The sequence below is a fragment of the Streptomyces sp. NPDC018833 genome, from assembly GCF_044390825.1.
Lineage (GTDB): Bacteria > Actinomycetota > Actinomycetes > Streptomycetales > Streptomycetaceae > Streptomyces.
Map to the genome: position 1 here is coordinate 45,187 of NZ_JBIRZM010000019.1, position 25,667 is coordinate 70,853.

Consider the following 25,667-nt stretch of genomic DNA (forward strand, 5'->3'; position numbering starts at 1 on the left):
GAAGAGAGAGCGAGATGACGGACATCATCATTGCGGGCGGTGGGATCGGCGGTCTCGCGGCGGCCCTCAGCATCTCCCGCCGCGGCCACCGGGTCACGGTCCTGGAGGCACGCGACACCTTCACCGAAATCGGCGCCGGCATTCAGCTCGGCCCGAACGCCTTCCAGGCACTCGACCAGCTCGGCGTCGGCGACGAGGTCCGCGCCCGCGCCGTGCACATCGACGAACTGCGCTTCATGGACGGCACCACGGGCGAGAAGGTCGCCTCCATGCCGCTCACCGGCGAGTACCGCCGCCGCTTCGGCAACCCGTACGCGGTCGTCCACCGGATCGACCTCTACGCGCCGCTGCTCGAGGCGTGCCGCGCCGTCGACACGATCGAGCTGCGCACGAACGCCTCGGTGCTGAGCTACGAGCAGAACGCCGGCTCGGTCACCGTACGTCTCACCTCGGGCGAGGAGGTCACCGGCGCTGCGCTCATCGGCGCCGACGGCATCAACTCCTTCGTCCGCAAGCAGCTCGTCGGGGACGGCTTCCCGCGCGTGTCCGGGCACACCATCTACCGTTCGGTGATCCCGATGGAGAAGGTCCCCGAGGAGCTGCGCTGGAACACCGTCACGCTGTGGGCCGGGCCCAAGTGGCACTTCGTCCACTACCCCATCGGCGAGGGCAAGTTCCTCAACCTCGCCGCCACCCGCGACGACGGCGCCACGAAGGCCGTACTGGGCGAACCGGTCGCCAAGGAGCGCGTGCTCGGCGAGTTCCCCGAGCTGGGCGAGACCGCACGCCGTCTGCTGAACCTCGGCGAGGACTGGCGCAGCTGGGTCCTGTGCGACCGCGACCCGGTCGCGAACTGGGCCGACGGCCGGGTCGTCCTCGTCGGCGACGCCGCCCACCCGATGCTCCAGTACGCGGCCCAGGGCGCCTGCCAGGCGGTCGAGGACGCGGTCGTGCTCGGGGAGCTGATCGGCACCGAGGCGTCCGAGTTCGAGGTGAACTTCCAGAAGTTCAACGCCGAACGCCGCGAGCGCACCGCCGCCACCCAGCGCGTGGCTCGCGAGATGGGCCGGCAGCTGTACCACCCGGCGGGCGAGGCGGCCAAGGAGCGCAACGCGATGCTGGCATCCCTCAGCGCCGACGACATGTACGACAAGGTCGACTGGCTGCACGGAAGCAAGGTCGGCGTCCCCGGCCACGTCGCCCCGGCCGTTCCCGCCGGACTGATCTGATCATGGGCAGTCTGCGCTGGCTCACCGCGGGTGAGTCGCACGGTCCGGCGCTGGTCGCGACGCTGGAGGGGCTGCCGGCCGGTGTTCCGGTCACCACGGAGGTGGTGGCCGGCGCGCTGGCGCGGCGGCGTCTGGGGTACGGCCGCGGCGCGCGGATGAAGTTCGAGCGGGACGAGGTGACCTTCCTCGGCGGCGTCCGGCACGGCCTGACCCAGGGCGGCCCGGTCGCCGTCATGGTCGGCAACACTGAGTGGCCCAAGTGGGAGCAGGTCATGTCGGCGGACCCGGTCGATCCGGAGGTGCTGGCGAACCTGGCCCGGCACGCTCCCCTGACCCGGCCGCGGCCCGGTCACGCCGACCTGGCCGGTATGCAGAAGTACGGCTTCGACGACGCGCGCCCCGTGCTGGAGCGGGCCAGTGCCCGCGAGACCGCGGCGCGCGTCGCGCTGGGCGCGGTGGCCCGTGCGTTCCTCAGGGAGACGGCCGGGATCGCGGTCCTGTCCCACGTGGTGGAGCTCGGAGCCGCGCGGACACCGTCCGGGACGCTGCCGCTCCCCGGCGACGTGGACCGGCTCGACGCGGACCCGGTGCGCTGCCTGGACGAGGCCGGGAGCAAGGCGATGGTCGCCGAGATCGACCAGGCCCACAAGGACGGCGACACCCTCGGCGGCGTCGTGGAGGTCCTCGCGTACGGCGTGCCTGTCGGTCTGGGCTCGCACGTCCACTGGGACCGCAGGCTCGACGCCCGGCTCGCCGCCGCGCTCATGGGCATCCAGGCCATCAAGGGCGTCGAGGTCGGCGACGGCTTCGACCTCGCCCGGGTGCCCGGTTCCCAGGCGCACGACGAGATCGTGCGCACGGAGCAGGGTGTGCGCCGCACCTCGGGCCGCTCGGGCGGCACCGAGGGCGGTATGTCGACGGGTGACGTGCTGCGGGTGCGGGCCGCGATGAAGCCGATCGCGACCGTGCCCAAGGCGCTCGCGACCTTCGACATCCGCACCGGCGAGCCGGCCAAGGCGCACCACCAGCGCTCCGACGTGTGCGCGGTGCCCGCGGCCGGGATCGTCGCCGAGGCGATGGTCGCGCTGGTGCTCGCGGACGCCGTCGCCGAGAAGTTCGGCGGCGACAGCGTCAACGAGACCCGCCGCAACATCCGTTCCTACCTGGACGCGCTCGCCGTCGGCTGATGGGAGGGTCCGCGGCCGGGCCTCCGGCCGCGGACCTGACCAAGTAGCGGCGCACCGGTTCGGTGCGGGGACGCGTGAGGGAACACTGGGCGCCGTGGGCAGACGACGGAGGGGGCGCGGCGAGCATCTCCTCTCGCGGGACCCGTACCGGCAGGCCGGCCACCGGAGTGAGTCCGGGCGGAGATGGGATGGACAGCATGCAGTTCGGCATATTCAGCATCGGGGACGTGGGCAGGGATCCGAGCACCGGCCGCACGCCCAGCGAGCACGAGCGCATCAAGGCGATGGTCGCGCTCGCCGAGAAGGCCGAGGAGATCGGTCTGGACGTGTTCGCCACCGGCGAGCACCACAACCCGCCGTTCGTACCGTCGTCCCCGACGACGCTGCTCGGCCACATCGCGGCGCGGACGCAGCGGATCATCCTGTCCACCGCCACCACGCTGATCACCACCAACGACCCGGTGAAGATCGCCGAGGACTACGCGATGCTCCAGCACCTCGCGGACGGCCGGGTCGACCTGATGATGGGCCGCGGCAACACCGCGCCGGTGTACCCCTGGTTCGGCAAGGACATCCGCCAGGGCATCCCGCTCGCCGTCGAGAACTACGCGCTGCTGCACCGGCTGTGGCGCGAGGAACCGGTGGACTGGGAGGGCCGGTTCCGTACGCCGCTGCAGAGCTTCACGGCGACACCCCGGCCGCTGGACGGCGTGCCGCCGTTCGTCTGGCACGGTTCCATCCGCTCCCCGGAGATCGCCGAGCAGGCCGCGTACTACGGCGACGGCTTCTTCGCGAACCACATCTTCTGGCCCAAGGAGCATTTCGTCCGGCTGGTCAATCTGTACCGGGAGCGTTACGCGCACCACGGGCACGGCGCGCCCGAGCAGGCGGTCGTCGGACTCGGTGGCCAGTTCTTCCTGCGGAAGAATTCCCAGGACGCGGTCCGGGAATTCCGCCCCTACTTCGACAACGCCCCTCTGTACGGCGGCGCCCGTCTGGAAGATTTCATGGAGCAGACACCGCTGAGTGTCGGCTCCCCGCAGGAAGTGATCGACAAGACACTGGGATTCCGGGAGACGTTCGGCGACTACCAGCGACAGCTGTTCATCGTCGACGCACACTCGATTCCGCTGAAGACCGCGCTGGAACAACTCGACCTGTTCGGGGATGAAGTGCTCCCGGTGCTCCGCAAGGAGTTCGCCGCGGGCCGCCCGGCAGACGTGCCCGCGGGGCCCACCCATGCGGAGCGGGTGGCCCGGCGGGACCGGGAGCGCGCCGCGCAGTAGGCGCGAGGGGAGTGGAGCAGGGGCTCGTCGGCCACAGCCGGCGGGCCCCTGCTCCGTTACGTGGTCGAGGCTCCGTTCGATCCGCGCCCGGCCACTTCGTCGCGCCGCCGCCGCGAAAATGACGAAGTCCCGTGCGTCCGCTGACACCCCCGCGCGGCGGCGGCCACACTGTCCGGGCCGCGCTACGGCCGGCGGTGGTTCTCCCCGGCCTCAAGCACGGCCCGGACTCCAGGAAAGAGGACCCCTGATGACCCCCTTGGCCGACGCCCGGCCCCAGTCGGTGACGCACGAGACCCCGGCGGACGAATCGCTCTTCTCCTCCGACGCGGGGACCGTGACCGTGTGGTCGGACATCGGCTGCCCCTGGGCGACGCTGGCGCTGCACACCCTGCACGCGGCCGCGAAGCGGCGGCGCGCCGAACTCGTCGTGGACCACCGGATCTTCCCGCTGGAGCTGTTCAACAGCCAGTCCACACCCAAGCCCATCATCGACGCCGAGATCGTGGCGATAGGCGCCAAGGTGCCGGCGCTGGGCTGGCGGCTGTGGTCGGCACCCGAGTACACCTATCCGGTCACCACCCTGCCCGCGATGGCGGCGGTCCAGGCCGCGAAGGCCCCCGAAGTGGGCGGACTGCGCGCCTCCGACCAGCTCGACACCGCGCTCAGGCACGCGTTCTACGCCGAGAGCCGGTGCGTCAGCATCACCTCGGAGATCCTCGCGGTGGCCGAGGTGTGCCCGCTCGTGAACGCCAAGGCGCTGGCCGTGGCCCTCGAGCGCGGCGAGGGGCGGTCCGCCGTGCACCGCAACTTCGCCGTGGCGCAGGGCCCCCGGGTCCAGGGCAGCCCGCATCTGTTCACGGCGGCAGGTGTCGACGTGCACAACCCAGGCGCCGACTTCCGCTGGACGGGGAACCCCCAGAAGGGCGGCTTCCCCGACTTCCATGCGTACTCCGCCGACTGGGCCGACGAAGTCCTCGACTCCGTCGCAGGACCGCAGCAGCGGTGACCGGTCGCCAATTTCCTGTCTGCACCACCTGACAGAGTAAATTGGCTGACTTTGCCGGGGTCGATGGCCGGGTATTTCAATGAGGACAACAAGCTGACTTGTTCTCGCCCTTGTCGTTTCCCGAAGGGAGCACGTCGATGCCTGCCATCGATCCCATTCTCGAGCTGCCTTACGGTGTCACTCCGGACCCGGACGAATTCCTTCGCGCGGCGCTCCGCTGGCATTTCTCGCCGGAGACCGGTTCGCCGTTCTGGCTGGCGCAGGCGGAGGAGCTCGATTTCGACCCCATAGCCGACGTGCGCGGGTTCGACGACCTCAAGCTGTTCCCCAACGTGGCGAACTCCCTGCGCGACGTCCGCGCGGAGGACCTGATCCCCCGCGGCTACGGTCCCCGGCCCAAGGTCGTCGGCGTCTTCGACAGCGGCGGCACGACCGGTGCGCCGAAGCGGATCGTCATGCTCCAGGAGTGGCTGGAGATGCTGATCGCGCACAGCAGCGGCCAGCTCGACGCGCACGGCGTGCCGCGCGACGTCAACTGGCTGCTGTCGATCCCGTCCGGCCCGCACATGGTCGGTGCCACCTTCCAGCAGCTGGTGGCTGCCCGTGGCGGCCTGTCGTTCATGATCGACGTGGACCCGCGCTGGGTGAAGAAGATCATCGCCCGGGGTGCCGAGACGGAGGCCGATCTCTACACCGACCACCTGGTCGACCAGCTCTCCCACGCGCTGGCCAGCCAGGACATCGGTGTCCTGATGCTCACGCCGCCGGTGCTGGAGCGGCTGAGCCGGCGCGACGACCTCGTCGAGCTGATCCGCAAGAAGGTCAAGGCGATCATGTGGGTCGGCACCCAGCTCGACCCCGACACCCGCCACCTGTACCGCACGGAGCTGTACCCGGGCATCCCGCTCTACAGCGGCTTCGGCAACACGATGACCCTCGGGCACGTCAGCGAGCGTCCCGGGCTGAGTGACGACGAGCCGTGCGTCTACGACCCGTTCTCGCCGTACATGACGTACAACGTCATCGACCTGGAGGCCCGCAGGCCCGTCGAGTTCGGCGAGCGCGGCCGGGTCGTCATGAACTACGTCGGCAAGAGCCTGTTCCTGCCGAACAACCTGGAGCGGGACTTCGCCACCCGTATCCGCCCGCTGGAGGGCCAGATCGGCGACTCCGTCGCGGACATCGCCCCCGTGCGCGAGTTCGACGACGAGAAGGTCATCGAGGGGGTCTACTGATGACCGCCGAACCGGTCGCACTCGACGCGCTCGGCCCGAGCGGCCCCTATCGGTCCCGCAAGCGGCTCACCATCCCCGACGTGGCCGGCACCCCCACCGCCGAACTCAGCCTCGTTCCCGCGCTGTTCGTCGGCCGCGCCATGGTCGCGCTGCGCAAGGCGCGCCCCCTGCCGCGGGAGGAGCGGCTCGCCGCCCTCTCCCGCGCGGGCCGCGTCTTCCGCGAGCAGGAGGTCGGCGGGCTGTCGTACGAGGAGTACGAGCGGACCGTGTCGCGGATCTGCGGTGTGCCGCTGCAGGCCGTGCGCTCGGCGGCCGACGAGATCGCCGACTCCGCCGAGCGCGTGCTGACCCCGTCGTACAACGCGCGCCCCACCGGCGCGGTCTCCCACTGGCGCGACCCGCTCACCCGCAACGGCCGTGCCGTGTGGACCCGGCGCGGCGAGGTCCTCGCGGTCAACGCGGCGGGCAACCACCCCGCACCGCACGCGCTCTGGCTGGAGGCGCTCGCCCTCGGCTACCGGGTCGCCGTGCGGCCCTCGCGGCGCGAGCCGTTCACCCCTCACCGTCTGGTGCTGGCGCTGCGCGCCGCGGGCTTCGGTGACGACCAGGTCGTCCTGCTGCCCACCGACCACTCGGTCGCGGACGAGGTCATGGCCGGCGCGGACCTGAGCATCAGCTACGGCGGCGACGACGTGGTCAAGAAGTACGCCGCCGACACGACGGTGCTCGCCCAGGGACCCGGGCGTTCCAAGATCCTCGTCACCGCGGACGCCGACTGGCGCGACCACCTGGACACGATCGTCGACTCGGTCGGTCACCACGGCGGCGTCAAATGCGTCAACACGACCGCCGTGTTCGTCGAGGGGGACCCCGCGCCGCTGGCCGAGGCGCTCGCCGAGCGGCTGGCCGCGCTGCCGTCGCTGCCGCCCGAGGACGAGAAGGCCGTGCTGCCCGTGCAGCCGGCCGAGACCGCACGGAATCTCGAGCGCTACCTGCTTGCGCAGGCCGCCGGGACGACCGCGCACCTCGGCGGGGACGGCGTCGTCGACGAACTGCCCGACGGCAGCGCCGTGCTGCGGCCCGCCGTGCACGAGCTCGCCGGCACCGAGGGCGGCCGGCACCGCATCGAACTGCCCTTCCCCTGCGTGTGGGTGGCGCCCTGGCGACCCGAGGACGGCATCGAGCCGCTGCGCGAGACGCTGGTGCTCGGTGTGATCACCGGCGACGAGGAAGGGCACGCGGACCTCATCGACGCACTGGTGGAGGACCCGACCATCTGCAACGTCCACCTGGGGGACCACCCGACCCACTGGATGGACCGCAGCGTGCCGCACGACGGCTACCTCGGCGAGTTCCTGATGCGCACCAAGACCGTCATCCGCGGCTGACGGGGTCCGCCGTCGCAGGCACCCCAGCCCCACGCGGGCGCGCCCGAGCGCCTGCCCCACGAGCGGGAGGCCCTGTCCATACCCCGGACAGGGCCTCCTCCTGCTCGTCGGCCTCAGCCGCGGCCCAGGCCGATGTGCCGTGCTGCTGCTACCACTCGCCCACGGCCGGCGGCCAGTTGACGCGGGAGGTGAGGACGCAGCGGAAAGTGAGCTCACCATGCTGGCTGCCGGTGACTTCGATCGCCCTGCTGCCGGGGAGCGCGCCCTGTACGTCGCGCGCCTCGATCCAGCAGGGCTCGTCGAACTCCACGTACTTCGTGGGCACGATGGAGGTCGACGTGGGCACGAAGCCGTCGGGCCCCGCATGGGCGAAGGCCGCCTGGTGGGCGGCCTCGACGAGGACCAGACCCGGCACGTGGTCGACCGGGTGGTCCAGCAGGGCCAGGTGCCCGGTGTCGCCGCGCAGTTCCCACCGGCTGGGCCGGTCGGTGGGCGCGAGCGTCACCTCGTCCTCGGCACGCCGGCCGACGAGGGCCGGGGCGACGGGGGCGGGGGCACCGTTCGGCCGGGCGGCTGCGTGCTCTCCGCGCAGTCGTCCGTACACGTTCGCAGGCACCCAGCTGAACGCGGCGCTGCAGGTCACGAAGATCGTGCCGTCGTGCGAGAACACGAAGTGCATGTCCAGGCTGCGACGCCCGGACGGTACGCACCGGACGTCGATGTCGACGACGTCCATGGTCCGGTCCACCGTGGGGTAGTCCGGATCCGAGGAATACTGCAGCTTGTTCATGAGGTACTGGTCCGAGGTGGGGGTCTCGAACCCCGCGTGGGCCAGGAGCAGACCGGCCTGGCGGATCGTCTGCGCCACGAGCATTTCGTTGTGCCTGGCCCTCGGGGCCGGGGCGAAGAATCCGTGCGCCACCGTCCAGTCGGCGGAGAGGTGGAACCGGTCCTCGCCCAGTCGCGTCCACGAGGTGATCAGGATGTCGTCCTCGGCGACGCGGTGCACGAACTTCGGGGTGATCGTTCCGCTCGGCCGGCTGCCGAGTGTGGAGACCACCGCTGCCGTCGGCGTGGAGACCGCCCGACGGATCTTACGTGCGGGCCTTTTTCGGGCGTGGATGGACAACTGAGACATAGAACCCCCCAGGCTCGTAAACCTTCTACGTGAGAACGGCCGTCCGTTCCCCTGCTAAGATACGGACTGCCCGGTTTGTTTTGTCAATCGATCCGCGGCAAACTCGAAAAGAACTTGAACGCGAACGGGGAGTGAGAGGAGGCCTGATGGCACGTCAGGAACGCGCGACCAGGACTCGCGCGGCGATCCTGGAGGCGGCGGCGGCCGTCTTCGCGGAGCGTGGCTACGAAGCCGCGACCATCGCGGACATCCTGGCCCGCGCCGATGTGACGAAGGGCGCGCTGTACTTCCACTTCTCGTCCAAGGAAGACCTGGCCAGAGGGGTCCTCGCCTACGCGGTGACCACCGAGGGCGTCCCCGAGCAACCGTCCAAGCTGCAGGAAGTCGTGGACGTCAGCATGGTGCTGGCCCACCGGCTGCCGCGAGAGGCCATGCTGCGCGCGTCCGCCCGGCTCGCCGCGGACCAGAGCTCGCGGGAGCTCTTCGGCGCTCCGTACAGCGAGTGGACCGACCTGGTCGCGAGCCTGCTCAGTCAGGCCAAGGCGCAGGGTGAACTGCTCCCGCACGTGCTGCCGGAGGAGACGGCCGCGATCCTGGTCGGCGCCTTCACCGGTCTGTCACTGACCTCGCAGGAGTCGGCCGACCTCTCCTGCCTGGAGCAGCAGGTGGGCCTGATGTACGACCACATGCTGCCCGCCATCGCCGTCCCTGGAATCCTCGGCAGGCTGGACACCAGGCCGGGCCGCGGCGCCCGGGTGACCGCCCAGGCCGCCGAAGGCGACGGGCCGGACCCGGCGGACGACGACGTGGCCGACATGGCCGAGGAGGGCGCTCAGGCCGAGGAACCGCTCGCGTCGGGGACACCCGCGACGACGGCGGCCGCGGGAGCGTAAGGCACATCCGTCGTCCGGTTCTGCCCGGCGGGGCGCCCGCCCTGCCGGACGACCGGCACATCGATGCGCGACAACGATCACTTCGAAGGGGAGGGCGGTCGCATGACTGCTTCGGGTGCAAGGACAGCGCTGGTCACAGGGGCGAGCCGGGGTATCGGCCGCGGCATAGCGCAGCGGCTGGCGGGGGACGGCTTCCTCGTCGCCGTCCACTACGGGAGCAACGAGGCCGCCGCGAAGGAGACGGTCGCCTCGATCGAGGCGGAGGGCGGACGCGCCTTCGCCGTACGCGCCGATCTCGGCGCCCGCGACGGCGTGGCCGCGCTCTACCGCGGCTTCGGCGATGGCCTGGCCGCGCAGGACGCCGAGCCGGGCCTCGACGTGCTGGTCAACAACGCCGGGCTCGGGCCGACGGCCCGCATCGGGGAGGTGACCGAGGCCGACTTCGACCAGCTGCTCGCGGTCAATGTCAAGGCGCCGTTCTTCCTGGTCCAGCAAGGGCTCGGACTGCTGCGCGACGGCGGGCGCGTGGTCAACATCTCCTCGGGCGTGACCCGGATCGCGTTTCCGGAGGCCATCGCCTACTCGATGACCAAGGGTGCCCTGGACACCTTCACGCTGGCCCTGGCCAAGGAGCTGGCCGGACGCGGGATCACGGTGAACACCGTGGCCCCCGGCTTCGTCGAGACGGACATGAACGCGCCGCTGCGCTCGACCCCGGAGGGAGCGGCCTTCCTGGAGAGCTTCTCGGCCTTCGGCCGGATCGGGCAGCCGGCCGACATCGCGGACGTGGTGGGCTTCCTGGCGTCCCCGGAGTCCCGCTGGGTCACCGGGCAGTACATCGACGCGACGGGCGGCTCACGGCTCTGACAGGGGGCTGAGTCTGGGCGCAGGGCCCGTGCCAGGAGGCGGTGTTCAGGGCCGTACGGGCCGTGGCGGGCTGTGGGCTGTGGGCCATACGGGCGTGGCGGGCCGGCTGCCGGTCGCCGGCCCTCAGGGCTTCGCGACCGGGTGCCCCAGCGGGCAGAGCACGCCCCGTCCCCGGGAGCCCTCCGCCACCAGCATCGCCAGGTGCCCCGCGGCAGCCACCTCCGGCAGCACGAGCTCCCAGATACGGCTGAGCCAGGCCCGGGGCGGCTCCGGCAGATCGTCGGGCTCCCGCTGCGGTACGAGTTCGGCCAGGACTCCGCGGTCGCGCACGGTCGTCTCCAGACCTGACATCAGGTACGCCACAAGGACGGCGACCGTGTGGACGTTCGTACCGGCGAGCAGGGACCCGTCGGCCTGGGCGTGGTGCAGCAGACGGCGTACGGGCTCCGCCCAGGCCACGTTCCAGTGGCGCGGGAGTGCGGCGGTCGCGGCGCGCTCCCGGCCCAGCCGGGCACCGGCCCGGGCGACCGGGTCGGTCTCCAGCAGGACGGCGAGCTCGTGCGTGATGTCGATGACGGACTGCAGGGCCGGGCCGGAGCGGCGGCGGACGCTGTCGACGACGGCCCGGGCGGCGAGATGGGCCGACTCCTGGACGGCGTCGGCGAGTTCGTCCTTGGAGGAGAAGTGGAACGACAGCGCGCCCTTGGACACACCGGCGGCGTCGCTGATGCGGGTGAGGGAGGAGCGCTCGTAGCCGACGTCGTCGAAGGTCAGGGCCGCCGCGCGGATCAAGGACCGCCGGGTCTGTTCCGCCCGCTCCTGCTTGGCCACCGCCGCCACCCCTTCCTCGCGATCCGGCAATACCGGGACATCTCCTGTCTCAGAAACCTACCATGCGGTTTATTTACTGTCTCTTGGCGGGTACGGTCCGACTCGATTTCGCTCTCATTGGTCGTTGAAACTACCGCGAACCGGGAGGTCGGAACCTCGAAGCAGGCCAGACATTGTCACCTCCGCGGGGGTGCGGACGAGAAAGAAACCGTTTAGTCGGTTGTTTGTTTCATCCTCGGTCGTGAGCGGCCCGGGAACATCGGACAGAAGGGGGAGGATCGACCGTGCGTGCGATCCGGTTCAGTCGATTCGGCGGTCCCGAGGTGCTGGAGACCGTCGAGGTGCCCGATCCCGTACCGGGACCGGGCGAGGTCTTGATCACCGTGGAGGCGGCCGGTGTGAACTACGCGGACACTCTGGTGGTCGACGGCTCCTACGCCGTAGCGGAATCGCTGCCCTTGATCCCGGGCAGCGAGGTCGTCGGCCGCACCGAGGCCGGCCGCCGGGTGCTCGCCCGGGTGGCGAACGGCTACGCCGAGCTGGCCGTCGCCAAGGAGTCCGCCGTCGTCGGGATACCGGAGGAGCTCGACGCGGGGCAGGCGCTCGCCCTGCTCATGCAGGGCCTGACCGCCTGGCACCTGCTGAAGTCGGCGGCCCGCCTCCAGCCCGGCGAAACCGTGGTCGTGCATGCGGCGGGCGGGGGTGTGGGCAGCCTCGCCGTACAGCTCGCCGGGGTGTTCGGCGCGGGGCGGGTCCTCGCCCAGGCCTCCACCCCCGAAAAACGCGAACTGGCGCTCGAGCTGGGAGCGGACGAGGTGGCGGAGTACCCGCTCGCGGACCGTGCCGACGTGATCCTGGACGCGACGGGTGGGGAGCTGTTCGCACAGGCGCTGTCGTCGCTCGCGGACTTCGGCCGCCTGGTGACCTACGGCGACGCCACCGGGGCGGGCCTGCCGCCCGTCGACCCGGCGCGCCTGTCCCGCCTGAACGCGGCGGTGGTCGGCTTCTGGCTCCGCCCGACGCTGGCACGCCCCGGGGCGGTGTCGGGCCCGTTGCGGGAGATGCTGCGTCTGGTGTCGGAGGGCCGCCTGACGCCGGTGACGTCATCGGCGTACGCGCTGCCGGAGGCGCGGGCGGCCCACGAGGCGCTGCGGGGGCGCCGCACGACGGGCAAGACGCTGCTGATTCCGTGACGGGGTCGCATCTCCAGCCCGTTCCGGTGGCACCTCCGACGGCTGCCGAACCGTGGGGGAGTTCGAGGACATGCCCGCAGGGCGTGCCGCGACACCGTGGAGTGACCGGGTACGAAGCCTCGGCGGGGCTCCATCGCCGGGCGGGCTGGAAGTGACCGGCGGCGAAGTCCCGGCCCCCGCGGCTCCATCGCCGACGGGTTGGAGGTGTCCGGCGGCGAAGTCCCGGCCCCCGCGGCTCCATCGCCGACGGGTTGGAGGTGTCCGGCGGCGAAGTCCCGGCCGGCGGTCCGGCCCGCGGTCGCGCGCGGCCCCGTGTCCGGTGCCGCAGAAGTGGGCACGCGGTGCCGGTTCACATGCACCCTTTCCGGGCGCGCCCGGTGTCCGGGGGCGTTGCGCCCCCGGGTGCCCTATTTCGCGTCCGCGTACCGCTGCACCACCGCCACCGTGAAAGGAAACCGCACCGGGGTCTCGCCGAAGGCGATGCGGCCCGCCAGCGTGCCCGCCTCGCGGACCGCCCGCGTCACCTGCTCCGCCTCCTCCGCCGGGCAGTGGACGATCACCTCGTCGTGCTGGAAGAACACCAATTCCGCCCGCATCCCCGATACCGCCCGCCGCAGCGCGGCCAGCATCAGCAGCGCCCAGTCCGCAGCACTGCCCTGCACCACGAAGTTCCTGGTGAAGCGGCCCCTCGCGCGCGCGTCCGAGGTCGCGGAGCGGGCGCGGGCCCCGTCCTCCTCCTGGGGGATGCCCGCCTCCTCGGCCTGGCCCTCCTCCGCCCGCGGACTCGTGCGCCCGAGCCAGGTCCGTACGAGGCGGCCCTCCTCGCCAGCCTTCGCCGCATCGTCCACATACGCCACTGCCTCGGGGAACCGGCGCCGCAGGGCCGCCAGGTTCTTGAGGCCGTCGCCCGACGTCTGTCCGTAGATCGCGCCGAGCAGCGCCAGCTTCGCGTGCGCGCGGTCGCCGGAGAACGCGCGGTCGGACAGGGCCGTGTACAGGTCGCCGTCGTGACCGGCGACCTCCATCAGCCCCCGGTCACGGGAGATCGCGGCCAGCACGCGCGGCTCCATCTGGTCCGCGTCGGCCACCACCAGCCGCCAGCCCTCGTCCGCGACCACCGCGCGCCGGATCACCTTGGGGATCTGCAGCGCCCCGCCGCCGTTGGTCGTCCACCGTCCGGACACGGTGCCGCCCGGTTGGTACTCGGGCCGGAAACGACCGTCGCGCACCCAGTCCTGCAGCCAACTCCAGCCGTGCGCGGTCCAGATGCGGTACAGCTTCTTGTAGTGGATCAACGGCTCGACCGCCGGGTGGTCGATGCCCTCCAGCTCCCAGCGCCGGGTCGATGACACCCTGATTCCCGCCCCGGCGAACGCCTTGACGACGTCCGCGGGCAGATCCGGCCGCACCCGACGCCCGAACGCCGCCGACACCTCGTCCGCCAGTTCCGCGAGGCGGCGCGGCTCCCCACCGCCCGCATACCGTTCACCGAGCAACTCGTGCAGCACCTGGCGGTGCATGTCGGCCCGCCACGGCAGACCCGCTCGGTGCATCTCGGCGGCCACCAGCGTCCCGGCGGACTCCGCGGCGGTCAGCAGCCGCATCCGCCCGGGGTGCTCGGCGGCGTCGTGCCGTCGCTGCTGGTCGGCGTAGACCTCCAGCAGCGCCTCCAGCGGAAGGGGGACCGGCTGCGGCTCGAACAGTGAGGACTGCGCGCCCGGCACCGCCGCACGCGCCGGCGGATCGGGCGGTACGGGCGCGTTCCGCAGCCGCGCCCAGGCGGCCGCGGCCGAGCGAGGCTCGCCCAGCCGTCCCTCGTGGCCGAGCAGCAGCAGCTCCGCGGCCTCGATGTCGTAGCACCGGTCGACCCTGACGCCCGCCGCGAGCAGGCGCGGGTGGATCCCGGCCGTGGACCGCCACACCCACCGGTCCACGCCGGGGCGGGACCGGACCGCCTCGACGAGATCGGGCTCGGTGTGGACGGGCCCCGAGGGCAGGCCGTCGGCACCGAGGGGGACGAGCCGCGCCGCCCCGTCCCCGTCCGCCGCCACAGCCCACCGTTCGCCCATGGGTTCGATTGTGGCAGCAGGGTCGGACAGCGCGAGGTCACGCGGCCATCGCGTGGAAAGCGCCGACGTCTCGTCCCGCGAGGTGGCCGGCCTGATCCGGGCGCCCGGTCGCGGCATCAGTCGACGAGGGCGCGGACGACGCGGGCCGGGCTGCCGACCGCGAGCACGCCCGCGGGCAGGTCCCTGGTGACGACGGACCCCGCGCCGACCACGGTGCTCTCGCCGATCGTCACCCCGGGGCACACGATCACCCCGCCTCCCAGCCACACGTTGTCGCCGATGCTCACCGGGGCCGCCCGCTCCCAGCCGGCCCGGCGGCGTTCGGTGTCCAGCTCATGCGTGGGCGTCAGGAGCTGGACGTTCGGCCCGATCTGCACATCGGCGCCGATCGTGATGGGAGCGGCGTCCAGGAAGACCGCGTTGAAGTTGACGAACGTACGGTCCCCGATGCGGATGTTGAAGCCGTAGTCGCACTGGAACGGGGGACGGATCCGCACGTCCCGGCCCAGGCCGCCGAGCAGTTCGGCGAGGATCGGCTCGCGGTCGGCGGGCGCCGCGCCGCCGCCCGCGTTGTATGCGGCGCAGAGCACGAAGCGCCGCTCGGTGTCCTCGGCCAGTTGGGGATCACCAGGCAGGTACCAGTCGCCCGCCAGCATCCGGTCCTTGTTCTCGCCCATGCTCGGGTCCGCCCTCACGTCCGGTCCGCGCCTCCGTACGATGATCCCCACTACGCGGCAGGTCATGGCCGCGAGCACATACACAGGGTGGGGATCCTTCGGTGCGAGAAATGATGCGGGGGCGTGTGCGCGCCGCGGCCGTCACGGCGGCGACGGCCGTGCTGGCGCTGGGCGGGCTGACCGGTTGTTCGTCGGAGACGCAGCCGGAGCCGGAGCCGGCGGCGGCCGCGGGCGACGCGGGCGGGAAGCCCGAGAGGGCGGCCGAGGCGACGCCCGGCTCCGAGCAGCGCGGCACCGCGAACTCCGTGCGCAAGGGCGCCACGATCGGCGCCCCGGGTTCGCCGTGCCCGATGCCCGTCACCTTCGACGTCGCCGCCGACTGGAAGCCCGAAGCGGTCGCGAGCGCCGCGGACGAGGAGTTCGGGGCGCTCCTGAAGCAGGGGCCGGTCACTCTCGTCTGCGAGATCGACGCCAAGCCCGCCGGGAACATCGGCTTCATACGCGTCTGGACGGGCGGCACGGCAGGCGACGACGCCCGCGAGGCGCTGCGGGCGTTCGTCGCCGACGCGGCGAAGAAGCGCGAGAAGGAGTCGTACACCGACACGAAGGCGGGCGGCCTGGCGGCTGTCGAGGTCACGTATGTCAACACCGACGAGATGCTGGACGAGCCGAAGAAGGAGCGTGCCTTCGCCGTGACGACGCCGAAGGGCGTGGTGATCGTGGACCTCGGCGGTTTCGACACGGCGGAGCACGAGGCGATGCTGCCCGCGTACGAGCTGGCCAGGAAGTCCGTGCGCGTCGGCTGAGCGCCGATACGGCTGCGGGGCCCGGCCACGGGCGCGGTGCTCGCCACCGGGACGCCCACCTGGACCGGCCCCCGCCCGCGCCGGGGTCCGTCCCCGTCAGGGGTGCGTCGGCTGGGTCCCGTGCTACTCCGCCGGGGCATTCGTGCCTGGCCGAAGGCGTTGGCCGTCCCCGGCACTCCGCCGCCGGGGTCCGTTCCCGGCAGAGGCACGCCGGCTCCGGCCTGTACCCCCGGCACCTGGCCGGGACGCGTCGGCTCGGGCCGCACCCCGCTGAGGGCCTCGCCGGACCTTTCGGTGTCACGTCCCCAAGGGCGTCCGCCGGGCGGCCGTCGATCACGTCCACCAAGGGACGCCCGCGGGGGAGGCCGGCCCTGCCCCCGTGACACCATCTGGTGTGTGAGTACGGTCGAGAAGGCGCTGGCAGCAGCGCTGTACGCGGACGGCGACGAGGCGCTGGACACCGCCGCCTCCCTCCTCGCGGCCGACCCGTCCGCCGACGCGGAGCTGCGCGGGCGCGGTGAGGAGCAGCTGCGTCGTGCCTGGGAACGCGGCTGGCAGCCCGCCGATGTCATACGCCTGGTCCGGCGTGATCTCGACGACGCCCATGAGCGCCTGACCGCCGAGCTGATCACCGGCGAGTCGCAGGGCTACGGCGACCGGATGGCACCGCGCTGGCGGGCCCAGCTCGTCGATCTGGCGGACCATGAGCCGTACCGGGCCGACCGGTTCACCTACGCGACCGCCGTCCTTCAGCTGTACCGCCTGCTCGCTCGCCTCCCGCGGATCGAGCCGGTCGCGCCGCCGCCCGGTGCGCCCGTCACGGCGGTCGCCTCCCCGCACGAGCCGCGCATGCTCACGCGTATCCGCGCGCTGCTGGCCAAGGCGGAGGCGACGGGCTATCCGGAGGAGGCCGAGGCACTGTCCGCGAAGGCGCAGGAGTTGATGGCCCGTCACAGCATCGACGAGGCCGTCCTCGCCCACGGCGCCCGGAGCAAGGACGCGCCGTCCGCCTGCCGCATCGGCGTGGACGCCCCGTACGAGACGGCCAAGGCGGTCCTGCTGGACGCGGTCGCCTCCGCGAACCACTGCCGCGCGGTCTGGAACAGTCCCTTCGCCTTCTCCACCGTCGTCGGCTTCGAGGGCGACCTCGAATCGGTCGAACTGCTCTACACCTCGCTCCTCGTCCAGGGCACCGCGGCCATGACGACGGCGGAATCCGCGCAGCGGGCGGGCGGACGCCGGCGTACGAAGACGTTCCGCCAGTCGTTCTGGACGGCATACGCGTCCCGGCTGGGCGAGCATCTCGCGGCGGTGGCGGAGGAGCAGGTCACCGCCGACCTGCTCCCGGTCCTGGCCACCCGCGAGGTCGCGGTCGCGCAACGGGCGGACCGGATGTTCCCGCGAACGACAACGACACGTGTCCGCGGGGCGAGTGACCTCGACGGCTGGCGCGACGGCATGTCGGCGGCGGACCGGGCGCGACGCGGGCCGCAGTCCCGCCGCCCGCTCCCGTAGAGGTCCCTGAGACGTCCCCATCAGACGTCGGTGCGGACGATCACGGCCAGGGTGCGCGGGCCATGGACGCCCTCCACGCGCTCCAGCTCGATGTCAGAGGTGGCCGACGGGCCGCTGACCAGTGTGGTGGGCCGCCCGGGCACGAGCCGGGCGACGGCCTCGGGGATGTCCGCCTCTACCGTGGAGAGGTCGACCACGCACACATGGAGATCCGGTACCAGGGACAGCGCCCGGCGGCCCTGGTCGGCCGAGCCGTCGAGGAAGATCGTGCCGGTCTCGGCGCAGGCCACCGCGGACGCGGTGACCACGCCGTCCAGCGCGTCCAGTTCGCGCGCGGGCACGTCCGGCGAATCGACGCGCACCTCACCATCGTGGCCGGCCAGCCAGCCGCGGTCGAGCCCCGCGGGGACGCCGACCAGGCGGGCGCTTCGCTCGCGCAGGACACGGGCGACGACCTCGGCGGTGCGGTCGGCGGTGCAGGGATGGACTTGCGCCCGGTAGTCGACGAGCCGGTCGGCGAAGAGGGCCAGGCGCTCCTCGTCGGGCAGGACGCGGCCGGTGCGGTAGGCACGGGGCACCGTCAGCTCGGCCCGGGGCGCGAGCGCGAGGGCGTCGCGGACCCGGCCGAGCACGGTGTCACGCGCCGACGCCGGTACGTCCGGGGACGCGGTCACCGCTGCTCCTCGTGCTCGCCGGGGCCGTTGCCGCGATCAGGCCCGTCGCGGCTCGCGTCGGCGGCACCGCCGTCAGGGCCGTCGCGGCCCGCGTCGCCGGCACCGGGGCCAAGGCCGTCCCGGTCCGTCGCGCCGGCGTCGGGTTCAGGCGCGTTGTGGTCGACCGGGCCGTCGGCCGGCCGCGGGAGCGCGTGGTGCGCCGCGCCGGCGCCGGCGTCAGTGCCGTCGGCCGCCCGCGTCCGCTCGCCCTCCCGGGCCGCCTCCCGCATCGCCTCGGCTCCCGCCCCGGACGCGAGCCAGGCGCGGAACGTCTGCCGCGGCGGAGCGGGCGTGTCCCTGCTGTCGCTCCAGCCGCGCAGCGGCGGCGGCAGATGCGCGATCGTGCCGTCCCGCCCGGCGGCCACCCGGCCCACCGCCGCGGCTGCCCGCTGCGCGGCGGTGTAGAGCCGCGGCCGCCGCATCACGGCCGCGGCCGCTTTCATCGCCAGCTGCTCCGCGCCGCGCCCGGACCGCTCGGTCTTCTGGTGGCGCAGCTCCACCAGCAGCGACGGGATGTCGATCTTCACGGGGCAGGCGTCGAAGCAGGCGCCGCAGAGGCTGGAGGCGTATGGCAGCGAGGCGTTCGGGTCGTTGCCGACGGCGTGCATCCCCGCCAGTTGCGGCGTGAGCACGGCTCCGATCGGGCCCGGATACGTCGATCCGTACGCATGGCCGCCGACGCGCTCGTACACCGGGCAGACGTTCAGGCAGGCCGAGCAGCGGATGCAGTTGAGCGCCTCGCGCCCGATCCGGTCGGCGAGCGCGGCGGTGCGGCCGTTGTCGAGGAGGACGAGGTGGACGTCCTGAGGACCGTCGCCTTCGGTCACCCCCGTCCACAGCGAGGTGTACGGGTTCATCCGCTCGCCGGTCGAGGAGCGGGGCAGCAACTGGAGGAAGACCTCCAGGTCCTGATGCTTCGGCAGGATCTTCTCGATGCCCATGACGGTGATCAGCGTCTCGGGCAGGGTCAGGCACATCCGGCCGTTGCCCTCGGACTCGACGACGCACAGCGTCCCGGTCTCGGCGATGCCGAAGTTGGCGCCGGACACGGCGACCTTGGTGGTCATGAACTTGTGCCGCAGGTACGCGCGCGCGGCGGCGGCGAGATGCTCGGGCACGGAGTCCAGTTCCGCATCGACGCCCGGGATCTCCCGGAGGAAGATGTCGCGGATCTCCTCGCGGTTGCGGTGGATCGCGGGGACCAGGATGTGCGAGGGCCGGTCGTGACCGAGCTGCACGATCAGTTCGGCGAGGTCCGTCTCCCAGGCGGTGATGCCCTCGCCCGCCAAGTGCTCGTTGAGACCGATCTCCTGGGTCGCCATGGACTTGACCTTGATGACCTCGTCGCTGCCGGCCGCCTTGACCAGGCGGGTGACGATCGCGTTGGCCTCGTCGCCGTCGCGCGCCCAGTGCACCGTGCCGCCGCGTTCGGTGACCTTCTGTTCCAGTTCCTCCAGCAGCTCCGGCAGCCGGTTCATGGTGTCGGTCTTGATCGCGGAACCGGCGTCCCGCAGCCGCTCCCAGTCGGGGAGTTCACCGGTGACCGAGAGCCGCTTGGCGCGGATGGTGCGGGTGGCCCTGCCCAGGTTGCGGCGCAGCTGCCCGTTGCGCAGCTCCCCCTCGGCGGCCTCGGGGAACGGGACGTCACCGCGCAGGTTCCCGCTGCCGTACGGGACGCGCGGCGGCCTGGCGGGCATGCCGAGGAAGGTGCTGCTGCTCATCGGGCGGCCTCCGTCGGGGCATACGGCGAGGTGCGGGTGGCGGCGAGGATCTGGGCGAGGTGCAGGGTGCGGGTGCCGGCGCGGAGGCGGGAGAGACCGCCGCCGATGTGCATCAGACAGGACGCGTCACCGGCGGTGCAGACGTCCGCGCCGGTCGCGAGGACGTGGCGCGTCTTGTCCAGGAGCATCGCGGCAGACGTCCCGGCGTTCTTCAGGGCGAAGGTGCCGCCGAAGCCGCAGCACGCGTCGGCTTCCGGCAGCTCCACCAGGTCGATGCCGTCCACGGCGCGCAGCAGCCGCAGCGGCTTGTCGCCGACCCGTAGCAGCCGCAGCGAGTGGCAGGTGGGGTGGTACGTGACGCGGTGCGGGAAGTGGGCCCCGACGTCCGGGACACCGAGCACGTCGACGAGCAGTTCCGAGAGTTCGTACGTCTTCGCCTTCACCCCGGCGACCGCCGCGACGAGCGCCCGGTCGCCGTACCGCCGGGCGACGAGCTCGTGCTGGTGGCGCACCGACCCGGCGCACGAACCGGAGGGCATGACGACCGCGTCGATGGAGGAGTCGCCGAACCGGTCGGCGAAGTTCCGTACGAGCGGTAGCGGTTCACGCTGGTAACCGGTGTTGATGTGCATCTGGCCGCAGCAGGTCTGCTCGGGCGGGAAGACCACTTCGTGGCCGAGGCGGGCGAGCAGGAGGGCGGTCGCTTTCACCGCGTCGGGAAAGAGGGTGTCTCCCAGGCAGGTGGCGAAGAGTCCGATGCGCATGGAGCGAGCCTCCCGTGGCATGTACGGTCCGACCATACTAACGCGGGCCGTCCACGGGGAAGCGGTCGACGCGGCTTGTTCCCCGGCTTGCAACCTGGCCTACCGGGCGTCGGACTCCGGGCCGTTGGACGCCGGCCCGTCGGACGCCGAGTCGCCTGACGCCGAATGATCGGACGTCGAGCCGTCGACCAGCGCGCCGTGGAATCCGCGGATGTGGCGCTCGGCGAGATCGGCTGCCGCACGGCCGTCGGCCTCCCGCACCAGCCGCAGCAGCTCGGTGTGTTCGGCGTCGAGAGCGGCTGCCGTGGCGGACCAGTCCTCCACCGACTCCAGGGCGCGCAGGATCAGCGGACGCACCGACTCGCGTACGGCGGAGGTGAGCGTCGAGGTGAGCCGGTTGCCCGAGCTGCGGGCGATCAGGACGTGGAAGCGGGTGTCCAGGTCGTTGAACTCCTCGACGCCGATGCCGGGTTCCCGCAGGCGGGCGACGATTTCCGCCGCCTCGGCGAGGTCCTCCGGTGAGGCGTGCCGGGCCGCCGCCTCGAAGCTCGAACGCTCCAGGACGACCCGTGCCTCCAGCATGTCCGCCACGGTGTAGCTGCCGAGCGCGAAGTGCAGCCGCAGGAGTCGGCCGAGCGCGTCGTCCGGATTGCGCACCATCCGCGCGCCCGAGTCCGGACCGCGCCCCGCATGGGCGGTCAGCACGCCCACGGTCTCCAGTACGCGCAGGGCTTCCCGGAGGGCGGACCTGCTGACTCCGAGAGCCGGAGCGAGCTCCCGCTCGGGAGGCAGCCGGTCGCCCGCCTTGAGATCCCCGGAGAGCACGCGCTCCTCGATGCTCTGGAGCACGAGCTCGTGCGTACGGGACTGCCGCACGGGGCGCCATTCGGCAGTCATCGGACACTCCTCGGCTCGGGTGACGGGTTGGTGCGGGGTGGGTGTGCCGGACGCAAAAAATATGTCACACAAGGTCAATGGTCCGACCGGTCGTGCCCCGGTTGTCCGACGCCCTGGACGGGGAAGGCCGCGGACCCCACAAGGGTCCGCGGCCCGACAGGCGGTGCGGCCGCCTCAGGACGACGTCGGCAGGCCCGTGGGCAGCTCGCCCGGGAGTTCGCCGGCGGCGCTCTTTTTCAGCGTGTCCTTCTTGCCCGCGTCCCAGGAGATGACCAGCGTCGTGCCGTCGTTGGACTCGACCGAGCCCAGCGTGCGGTCGGTGTTCCCGTCCGCACACTTCAGCGACAGCGTCATGGTGCCCGTGTCCTTCACCTCGCCGGTGCACGCGTGGCCGTCGGCGAGCAGCGCCGCCCTGCCCTGCTTGACGGACAGCGCGAGGGGCTTGCCGTCGCTCGTGCCCGTCCAGGTGCCCTCGACGTCACGGGGCCTGCCCTCGCCGGTGCCGGAGCCGCCGGTGTCCGCGGACGCGGTGGGTGCGGTGGACGCCTTGTCGCCGCCGGTGTCGTCACCGTCGCTGCTGCCGCAGCCCGTCAGGGCGAGGACGGCGACGACACCCGCCGCGGCGGCCGTCATACGAACGAGCTTGAGCACTGATCTGTCCCCCTGCGGCGACGGACCAACGTGCCCGCCGACCTGGTTGGTTGCAAGACCGCGCCAAGCTACCAGGACGACTTGCGCACGCCGGGGAGGAAGCCGGCGTGGGCCTGCTCACGCACCCGGACCCGGGACAGCCCGAACTTCCGCAGGTGGCCCCGCGGCCGGCCGTCGACGCTGTCGCGGTTGCGCAGGCGGGTCGCGCTGGCATCCCGCGGCTGACGCCGCAACTCGGCCTGCGCGGCCGCGCGTTCGGCGTCGGTGGCCGACTGCCTGCGGATGACCTCCTTCAGCTCCGCGCGGCGCTCGGCGTACCGCTCGACGACGTTCCTGCGGTGATCGTTGCGGGCGATCTTGCTCTTCTTCGCCATCAGACCTTCACCCCCCGGGCCCGGATACGGGCCACGGCGGCCTCGATGCCGATGGTGTCGACGGTCTTCACGGCGCGGGCGCTGAGCGTGAGCCGCACATGGCGGCCCTCGCTCGCCAACCAGTAGCGCTTGCGCTGGATGTTGGGGTCGAAGCGGCGGGATGTGCGCCGGTGGGAGTGGGAGATCCGGTTGCCGAAGCCGGGCTTCGACCCGGTCAGCATGCAATGGGCGGACATGGGTGATGCACCTCTCGTCAGACGAGTTTGGTAATGGAAACCATTTCCATATACTAGCGCCATGGCTCGTAACGAACTCCGCCCGGTCATCAAGCTCCGCTCCACCGCGGGCACCGGCTACACCTACGTCACCCGCAAGAACCGCCGTAACGACCCCGACCGCCTGACCCTGCGCAAGTACGACCCGGTCGCGGGCCGGCACCTCGACTTCCGAGAGGAGCGCTGAGCGCGATGAAGCCCGGCATCCACCCCCGCTACGAGCCCGTCGTCTTCCGTGACAAGGTCGCGGACTTCGCGATCCTGACGCGCTCCACGGCCACCAGCGACAAGACGATCGACTGGGAGGACGGCACCACGTACCCGGTCATCGACGTCGAGATCTCCTCGGCGAGCCACCCCTTCTCCACGGGTCAGGCGCGCGTCCTCGACACCGCTGGACGCGTCGAGCGCTTCGAGCGCCGCTACGGCCCGCGCGAGGCTCGCTGATGTTGCCCGTCGCGATCGTCGCCGGGCTGCACGCCGACGCCCGCAGGGCGACCGTGGAGCGGCTGCTCTCGACGGTGTCCGGCAGCGTCGCGCTGCACCACGACCTGTCGACCGCGGAGCGGGGCACCGTGGTGCGCACGGTCCGCGACGTCTTCCGCGTCCGTGACACCGGCGAGGCGCCGCTGGTGAACGACTGCGCCTGCTGCGCGCTGCGCGAGGACCTCGTGCCCGAGCTGGTGCGGCTCGCCGACGACGGGGCGACGAGCCTCGCGGTCGTCGAACTGTGGGACTCCGTGGAACCCAAGGCGATGGCCGAGGTCGTCGCCGCGAACGGCGGCGAACGGCTCTCCGTCACTTCGGTGATCTGTGCCGTCGACCCGGCGCTGCTCCTGCCGTATCTCGGCAACGGCGACGACCTCGCCGAGGCCGGGCTCGCCGCGGCCGCGACGGACCGGCGGACGATCGCCGACACCTGGGCGCGGCAGCTGGAGTACGCGCCGGTGCTCGCCGTCGTGGACAGCGAGGACGCCGACGAGGAGGACCGCGCGCTGCTGACCCAGCTGCATCCGACCGCCCGGCACATCCCCGTCGGATCGGACGAGCTGGCCACGGCGGCCATGGCCGGGTTCGACGTCGAGGCCGCCGCTGCCGCCCAGCACCCGGCCTGTGCGCTGTTGCCGCAGGAGGCGGACGACTGTGGGGTGAGCACCTACGTGTGGCACCGCGCACGTCCCTTCCACCCCGGGCGGCTGTACGAGGCTCTGGAGGACCTCACCTGCGCGGCCGCCCGAAGCCGCGGCCGCTTCTGGCTGGCCGACCGGCCGGACACCCTGCTGGCCTGGGACGCGGCGGGCGGCGCGCTGTGCGTGGAGAGCGCGGGCCCCTGGCTCGCGTCGCTGCCGGACGCCGCCTGGGAGATGGTGCCACCGGTGCGCCGGGCCGCCGCGGCGCTGGACTGGCACCCCGAGCACGGGGACTGCTGCCAGCACCTGGTTTTCACTTCACCGGGCCTGGACCGCGAAGGCCTGGAACTGCTTCTCGAATCCTGCCTGCTGACCGACGCCGAGTACGCCGCGGGCCGCGACGCCTGGAAGCGGCTGCCACCCGCCTTCGACTCCCTCCTGGAGGTCTGAAATGTCCCCCCGCCGCTCCGACGCGCGCAAGCCCCTGACGTCCCGCCCGAACCCGCTGGACAAGGCGGGCATCACCTACATCGACTACAAGGACACCGATCTGCTGCGGAAGTTCATCTCCGACCGGGGCAAGATCCGCAGCCGCCGGGTGACCCGGGTGAGTGCCCAGCAGCAGCGACTGCTGGCCCGCGCCATCAAGAACGCCCGGGAGATGGCCCTGCTGCCGTATTCCTCCGTGCGCTGAATTCCGCGTGCCGGGCAGGTGTTCCGGCCGCGAGGGAGGGAATCTGTAGTCGCGACGCCACAACGCGTGCACGTGCATCTGCCAGTGCATCCGTCCATGCATCGGCACTTGAATCACAGCTATGATCCCGGATAGTTGACACCCGCACCTTGCACCCCGGGAGCGACCTGTGCACCACGTGTACAACGGCATGGCGGCCACGGAGCTTCAGGGCGTCGTCTGGCAGAAGAGCAGACACAGCAACTCCCAAGGGTCATGCGTGGAGTTCGCGAAGCTGCCCGGCGGTGATGTGGCGATGCGCAATTCACGGCACCCGGACGGCCCCGCACTTGTGTACACGCCCGCGGAGATCGAAGCGTTGCTTCTGGGGGTCAAGGACGGGGAATTCGACCACCTGGTGGCATGAATTCCCTGCGTTCCGCGGGCCCCAGGTCATGAGTGGGGCGGGCCGGCCCCCGATCCGGCCCGCCCTCATGAGGTCAGCCCAGGCGGAACAGCGCCCAGACGACCTTGCCGCGCAGCGATCCGGCGAGCGGATGCCAGCCCCAGCCGTCGCTGAAGGAATCGACGAGAAACAGCCCGCGCCCGGACTCCGCCGAGAAGTCCTCGTCGGACTCCCGTGCCGTGGGCCCGTCATGGCTGGGGTCGCGCACCGCGCACACCAGCCGGCTCGTCCAGCGCATCAGGTGCAGCCGCACCGGCGGCTCCCCGCACGGCGCCGCATCGGAGGGCAGCGCGTGCCGCAGGGCGTTGGTGACGAGTTCGGAGACGACCAGGGCGACATCGTCGAAGCGGTGGTTCAGCTCCCACTGGCCGAGCGTCGACCGCGTGAACTGGCGTGCGCCGCGCACCGCTTCGTAGCGGGCGGGCAAAGAGCAGGAGACGGAGCTGGAGACGGCCGAGGGATCGATCGGCGGAAGGCCCTGCCTTAACGGCTCGAGCATGGTCGATCCATTCGTCCCCATGCGAGGCACTCCCGGGAATCGCGGCTGTGACGCTACAACACGAACGAGCACGCAGGTGCGCGAGTTCCATGGTTCCCAATGCGCAGGGCAGATGCAAGGGCAGATGCACGTGCACGCGCCGGACCTGTCCCGCCTCGTGCCGGTTCTTGCTCATTTCTTCCGG

28 protein-coding genes are annotated in these 25,667 nt (G+C 71.9%); 16 read left to right on the forward strand and 12 right to left on the reverse strand.

From position 1 onward, the window contains the following. The first annotated feature begins 14 nt into the window (after window positions 1-14). The 6 genes from ACH5AF_RS29815 (at window position 15) to ACH5AF_RS29840 (ending at window position 7,331) form a co-directional block, all read left to right on the forward strand. Window positions 15-1,229 carry a 3-hydroxybenzoate 6-monooxygenase gene (locus tag ACH5AF_RS29815; RefSeq protein WP_398905889.1) on the forward strand — a complete coding sequence of 405 codons (1,215 nt, stop codon included), beginning with the start codon at window positions 15-17 and terminating at the stop codon, window positions 1,227-1,229. 2 nt (window positions 1,230-1,231) lie between these two features. Further along, a complete protein-coding gene (gene aroC, locus ACH5AF_RS29820; RefSeq protein ID WP_398905891.1) occupies window positions 1,232-2,416 on the forward strand; it encodes a chorismate synthase in 1,185 nt (394 codons plus the stop codon). Between the two features lie 197 nt (window positions 2,417-2,613). Then, on the forward strand, window positions 2,614-3,702 hold the full coding sequence (locus ACH5AF_RS29825) for an LLM class flavin-dependent oxidoreductase (RefSeq protein ID WP_398906048.1): 1,089 nt from the start codon (window positions 2,614-2,616) through the stop codon (window positions 3,700-3,702). 247 nt (window positions 3,703-3,949) lie between these two features. After that, window positions 3,950-4,708, forward strand: a complete 759-nt coding sequence (locus tag ACH5AF_RS29830) for a DsbA family protein (protein ID WP_398905892.1) — start codon at window positions 3,950-3,952, stop codon at window positions 4,706-4,708. Window positions 4,709-4,845: 137 nt separating this feature from the next. Beyond that, window positions 4,846-5,943, forward strand: a complete 1,098-nt coding sequence (locus tag ACH5AF_RS29835) for a phenazine antibiotic biosynthesis protein (RefSeq protein ID WP_398905893.1) — start codon at window positions 4,846-4,848, stop codon at window positions 5,941-5,943. Further along, window positions 5,943-7,331 (forward strand): aldehyde dehydrogenase family protein, encoded by a 1,389-nt coding sequence (locus ACH5AF_RS29840; RefSeq protein WP_398905895.1) that lies wholly within the window; start codon window positions 5,943-5,945, stop codon window positions 7,329-7,331. Before ACH5AF_RS29835 ends, ACH5AF_RS29840 begins: the two co-directional genes overlap by 1 nt. Window positions 7,332-7,479: 148 nt before the next feature. On the opposite strand, the gene ACH5AF_RS29845 is transcribed toward ACH5AF_RS29840, so the two are convergent. After that, window positions 7,480-8,391 (reverse strand): ScbA/BarX family gamma-butyrolactone biosynthesis protein, encoded by a 912-nt coding sequence (locus ACH5AF_RS29845; RefSeq protein ID WP_398905897.1) that lies wholly within the window; start codon window positions 8,389-8,391, stop codon window positions 7,480-7,482. 224 nt (window positions 8,392-8,615) lie between these two features. Between ACH5AF_RS29845 and ACH5AF_RS29850 the strand changes: the two genes are divergently transcribed. Next, complete coding sequence (locus tag ACH5AF_RS29850) at window positions 8,616-9,362, forward strand: ScbR family autoregulator-binding transcription factor (RefSeq protein WP_398905898.1); 747 nt, start codon at window positions 8,616-8,618, stop codon at window positions 9,360-9,362. Window positions 9,363-9,464: 102 nt separating this feature from the next. Then, window positions 9,465-10,229, forward strand: coding sequence for an SDR family oxidoreductase (locus ACH5AF_RS29855; RefSeq protein WP_398905900.1), 765 nt, complete (start codon window positions 9,465-9,467; stop codon window positions 10,227-10,229). A 123-nt stretch (window positions 10,230-10,352) separates the two neighbouring features. On the opposite strand, the gene ACH5AF_RS29860 is transcribed toward ACH5AF_RS29855, so the two are convergent. Beyond that, a complete protein-coding gene (locus ACH5AF_RS29860; protein ID WP_398905901.1) occupies window positions 10,353-11,090 on the reverse strand; it encodes a ScbR family autoregulator-binding transcription factor in 738 nt (245 codons plus the stop codon). A 254-nt stretch (window positions 11,091-11,344) separates the two neighbouring features. Here ACH5AF_RS29860 and ACH5AF_RS29865 point away from each other — a divergent pair, with 254 nt between their 5' ends. Continuing rightward, the gene (locus tag ACH5AF_RS29865) at window positions 11,345-12,253 is read left to right on the forward strand and encodes a zinc-binding alcohol dehydrogenase family protein (RefSeq protein ID WP_398905903.1); all 909 of its coding nucleotides are present in this window, start codon (window positions 11,345-11,347) and stop codon (window positions 12,251-12,253) included. 407 nt (window positions 12,254-12,660) lie between these two features. On the opposite strand, the gene ACH5AF_RS29870 is transcribed toward ACH5AF_RS29865, so the two are convergent. Both ACH5AF_RS29870 and ACH5AF_RS29875 read right to left on the reverse strand, forming a co-directional pair. Next, window positions 12,661-14,322 (reverse strand): bifunctional 3'-5' exonuclease/DNA polymerase, encoded by a 1,662-nt coding sequence (locus ACH5AF_RS29870; protein WP_398905905.1) that lies wholly within the window; start codon window positions 14,320-14,322, stop codon window positions 12,661-12,663. Window positions 14,323-14,438: 116 nt separating this feature from the next. Next, on the reverse strand, window positions 14,439-14,999 hold the full coding sequence (locus ACH5AF_RS29875) for a sugar O-acetyltransferase (RefSeq protein WP_398905906.1): 561 nt from the start codon (window positions 14,997-14,999) through the stop codon (window positions 14,439-14,441). A 110-nt stretch (window positions 15,000-15,109) separates the two neighbouring features. Between ACH5AF_RS29875 and ACH5AF_RS29880 the strand changes: the two genes are divergently transcribed. Both ACH5AF_RS29880 and ACH5AF_RS29885 read left to right on the forward strand, forming a co-directional pair. Continuing rightward, on the forward strand, window positions 15,110-15,805 hold the full coding sequence (locus tag ACH5AF_RS29880) for a lipoprotein (RefSeq protein WP_398905908.1): 696 nt from the start codon (window positions 15,110-15,112) through the stop codon (window positions 15,803-15,805). Window positions 15,806-16,201: 396 nt separating this feature from the next. After that, the gene (locus tag ACH5AF_RS29885) at window positions 16,202-17,320 is read left to right on the forward strand and encodes a DUF2786 domain-containing protein (protein ID WP_398905910.1); all 1,119 of its coding nucleotides are present in this window, start codon (window positions 16,202-16,204) and stop codon (window positions 17,318-17,320) included. A gap of 20 nt (window positions 17,321-17,340) precedes the next feature. Here the strand turns inward: ACH5AF_RS29885 and ACH5AF_RS29890 are convergent, their stop codons facing one another. The 7 genes from ACH5AF_RS29890 to rpmB form a co-directional block, all read right to left on the reverse strand. Next, window positions 17,341-17,994: a lactate utilization protein C gene (locus tag ACH5AF_RS29890; protein ID WP_398905912.1), complete on the reverse strand. Its 654-nt coding sequence runs from the start codon at window positions 17,992-17,994 to the stop codon at window positions 17,341-17,343. Further along, window positions 17,991-19,754: a LutB/LldF family L-lactate oxidation iron-sulfur protein gene (locus ACH5AF_RS29895; protein ID WP_398905914.1), complete on the reverse strand. Its 1,764-nt coding sequence runs from the start codon at window positions 19,752-19,754 to the stop codon at window positions 17,991-17,993. Before ACH5AF_RS29895 ends, ACH5AF_RS29890 begins: the two co-directional genes overlap by 4 nt. Next, window positions 19,751-20,518, reverse strand: coding sequence for a (Fe-S)-binding protein (locus ACH5AF_RS29900; protein ID WP_398905916.1), 768 nt, complete (start codon window positions 20,516-20,518; stop codon window positions 19,751-19,753). The genes ACH5AF_RS29895 and ACH5AF_RS29900 overlap by 4 nt, the downstream gene beginning before the upstream one ends. Window positions 20,519-20,617: 99 nt before the next feature. Next, complete coding sequence (locus ACH5AF_RS29905) at window positions 20,618-21,415, reverse strand: FadR/GntR family transcriptional regulator (protein ID WP_398905917.1); 798 nt, start codon at window positions 21,413-21,415, stop codon at window positions 20,618-20,620. Window positions 21,416-21,589: 174 nt separating this feature from the next. After that, complete coding sequence (locus tag ACH5AF_RS29910) at window positions 21,590-22,048, reverse strand: hypothetical protein (RefSeq protein ID WP_398905919.1); 459 nt, start codon at window positions 22,046-22,048, stop codon at window positions 21,590-21,592. An 86-nt stretch (window positions 22,049-22,134) separates the two neighbouring features. Beyond that, window positions 22,135-22,440, reverse strand: a complete 306-nt coding sequence (rpsN, locus tag ACH5AF_RS29915; RefSeq protein ID WP_398905920.1) for a 30S ribosomal protein S14 — start codon at window positions 22,438-22,440, stop codon at window positions 22,135-22,137. Beyond that, window positions 22,440-22,676 (reverse strand): 50S ribosomal protein L28, encoded by a 237-nt coding sequence (gene rpmB / locus ACH5AF_RS29920; RefSeq protein ID WP_215185951.1) that lies wholly within the window; start codon window positions 22,674-22,676, stop codon window positions 22,440-22,442. The genes rpsN and rpmB overlap by 1 nt, the downstream gene beginning before the upstream one ends. Window positions 22,677-22,737: 61 nt before the next feature. Here rpmB and rpmG point away from each other — a divergent pair, with 61 nt between their 5' ends. The 5 genes from rpmG to ACH5AF_RS29945 all read left to right on the forward strand — a co-directional run bounded on the left by rpmG (window position 22,738) and on the right by ACH5AF_RS29945 (window position 24,945). Next, entirely contained in the window at window positions 22,738-22,902 is a 165-nt protein-coding gene (rpmG, locus tag ACH5AF_RS29925) for a 50S ribosomal protein L33 (protein ID WP_398905922.1), read from the forward strand. A 5-nt stretch (window positions 22,903-22,907) separates the two neighbouring features. After that, a complete protein-coding gene (locus ACH5AF_RS29930) occupies window positions 22,908-23,162 on the forward strand; it encodes a type B 50S ribosomal protein L31 (protein WP_398905923.1) in 255 nt (84 codons plus the stop codon). Then, window positions 23,162-24,295 carry a GTP-binding protein gene (locus tag ACH5AF_RS29935; protein ID WP_398905925.1) on the forward strand — a complete coding sequence of 378 codons (1,134 nt, stop codon included), beginning with the start codon at window positions 23,162-23,164 and terminating at the stop codon, window positions 24,293-24,295. The genes ACH5AF_RS29930 and ACH5AF_RS29935 overlap by 1 nt, the downstream gene beginning before the upstream one ends. A 1-nt stretch (window position 24,296) precedes the next feature. Further along, complete coding sequence (gene rpsR, locus ACH5AF_RS29940; protein WP_398905927.1) at window positions 24,297-24,539, forward strand: 30S ribosomal protein S18; 243 nt, start codon at window positions 24,297-24,299, stop codon at window positions 24,537-24,539. A gap of 169 nt (window positions 24,540-24,708) precedes the next feature. After that, window positions 24,709-24,945, forward strand: a complete 237-nt coding sequence (locus ACH5AF_RS29945; RefSeq protein ID WP_215185943.1) for a DUF397 domain-containing protein — start codon at window positions 24,709-24,711, stop codon at window positions 24,943-24,945. Window positions 24,946-25,018: 73 nt separating this feature from the next. Here ACH5AF_RS29945 and ACH5AF_RS29950 read toward each other — a convergent pair whose 3' ends face one another. Beyond that, window positions 25,019-25,483 carry an ATP-binding protein gene (locus ACH5AF_RS29950; RefSeq protein WP_398905929.1) on the reverse strand — a complete coding sequence of 155 codons (465 nt, stop codon included), beginning with the start codon at window positions 25,481-25,483 and terminating at the stop codon, window positions 25,019-25,021. Between the last annotated feature and the right edge of the window lie 184 nt (window positions 25,484-25,667).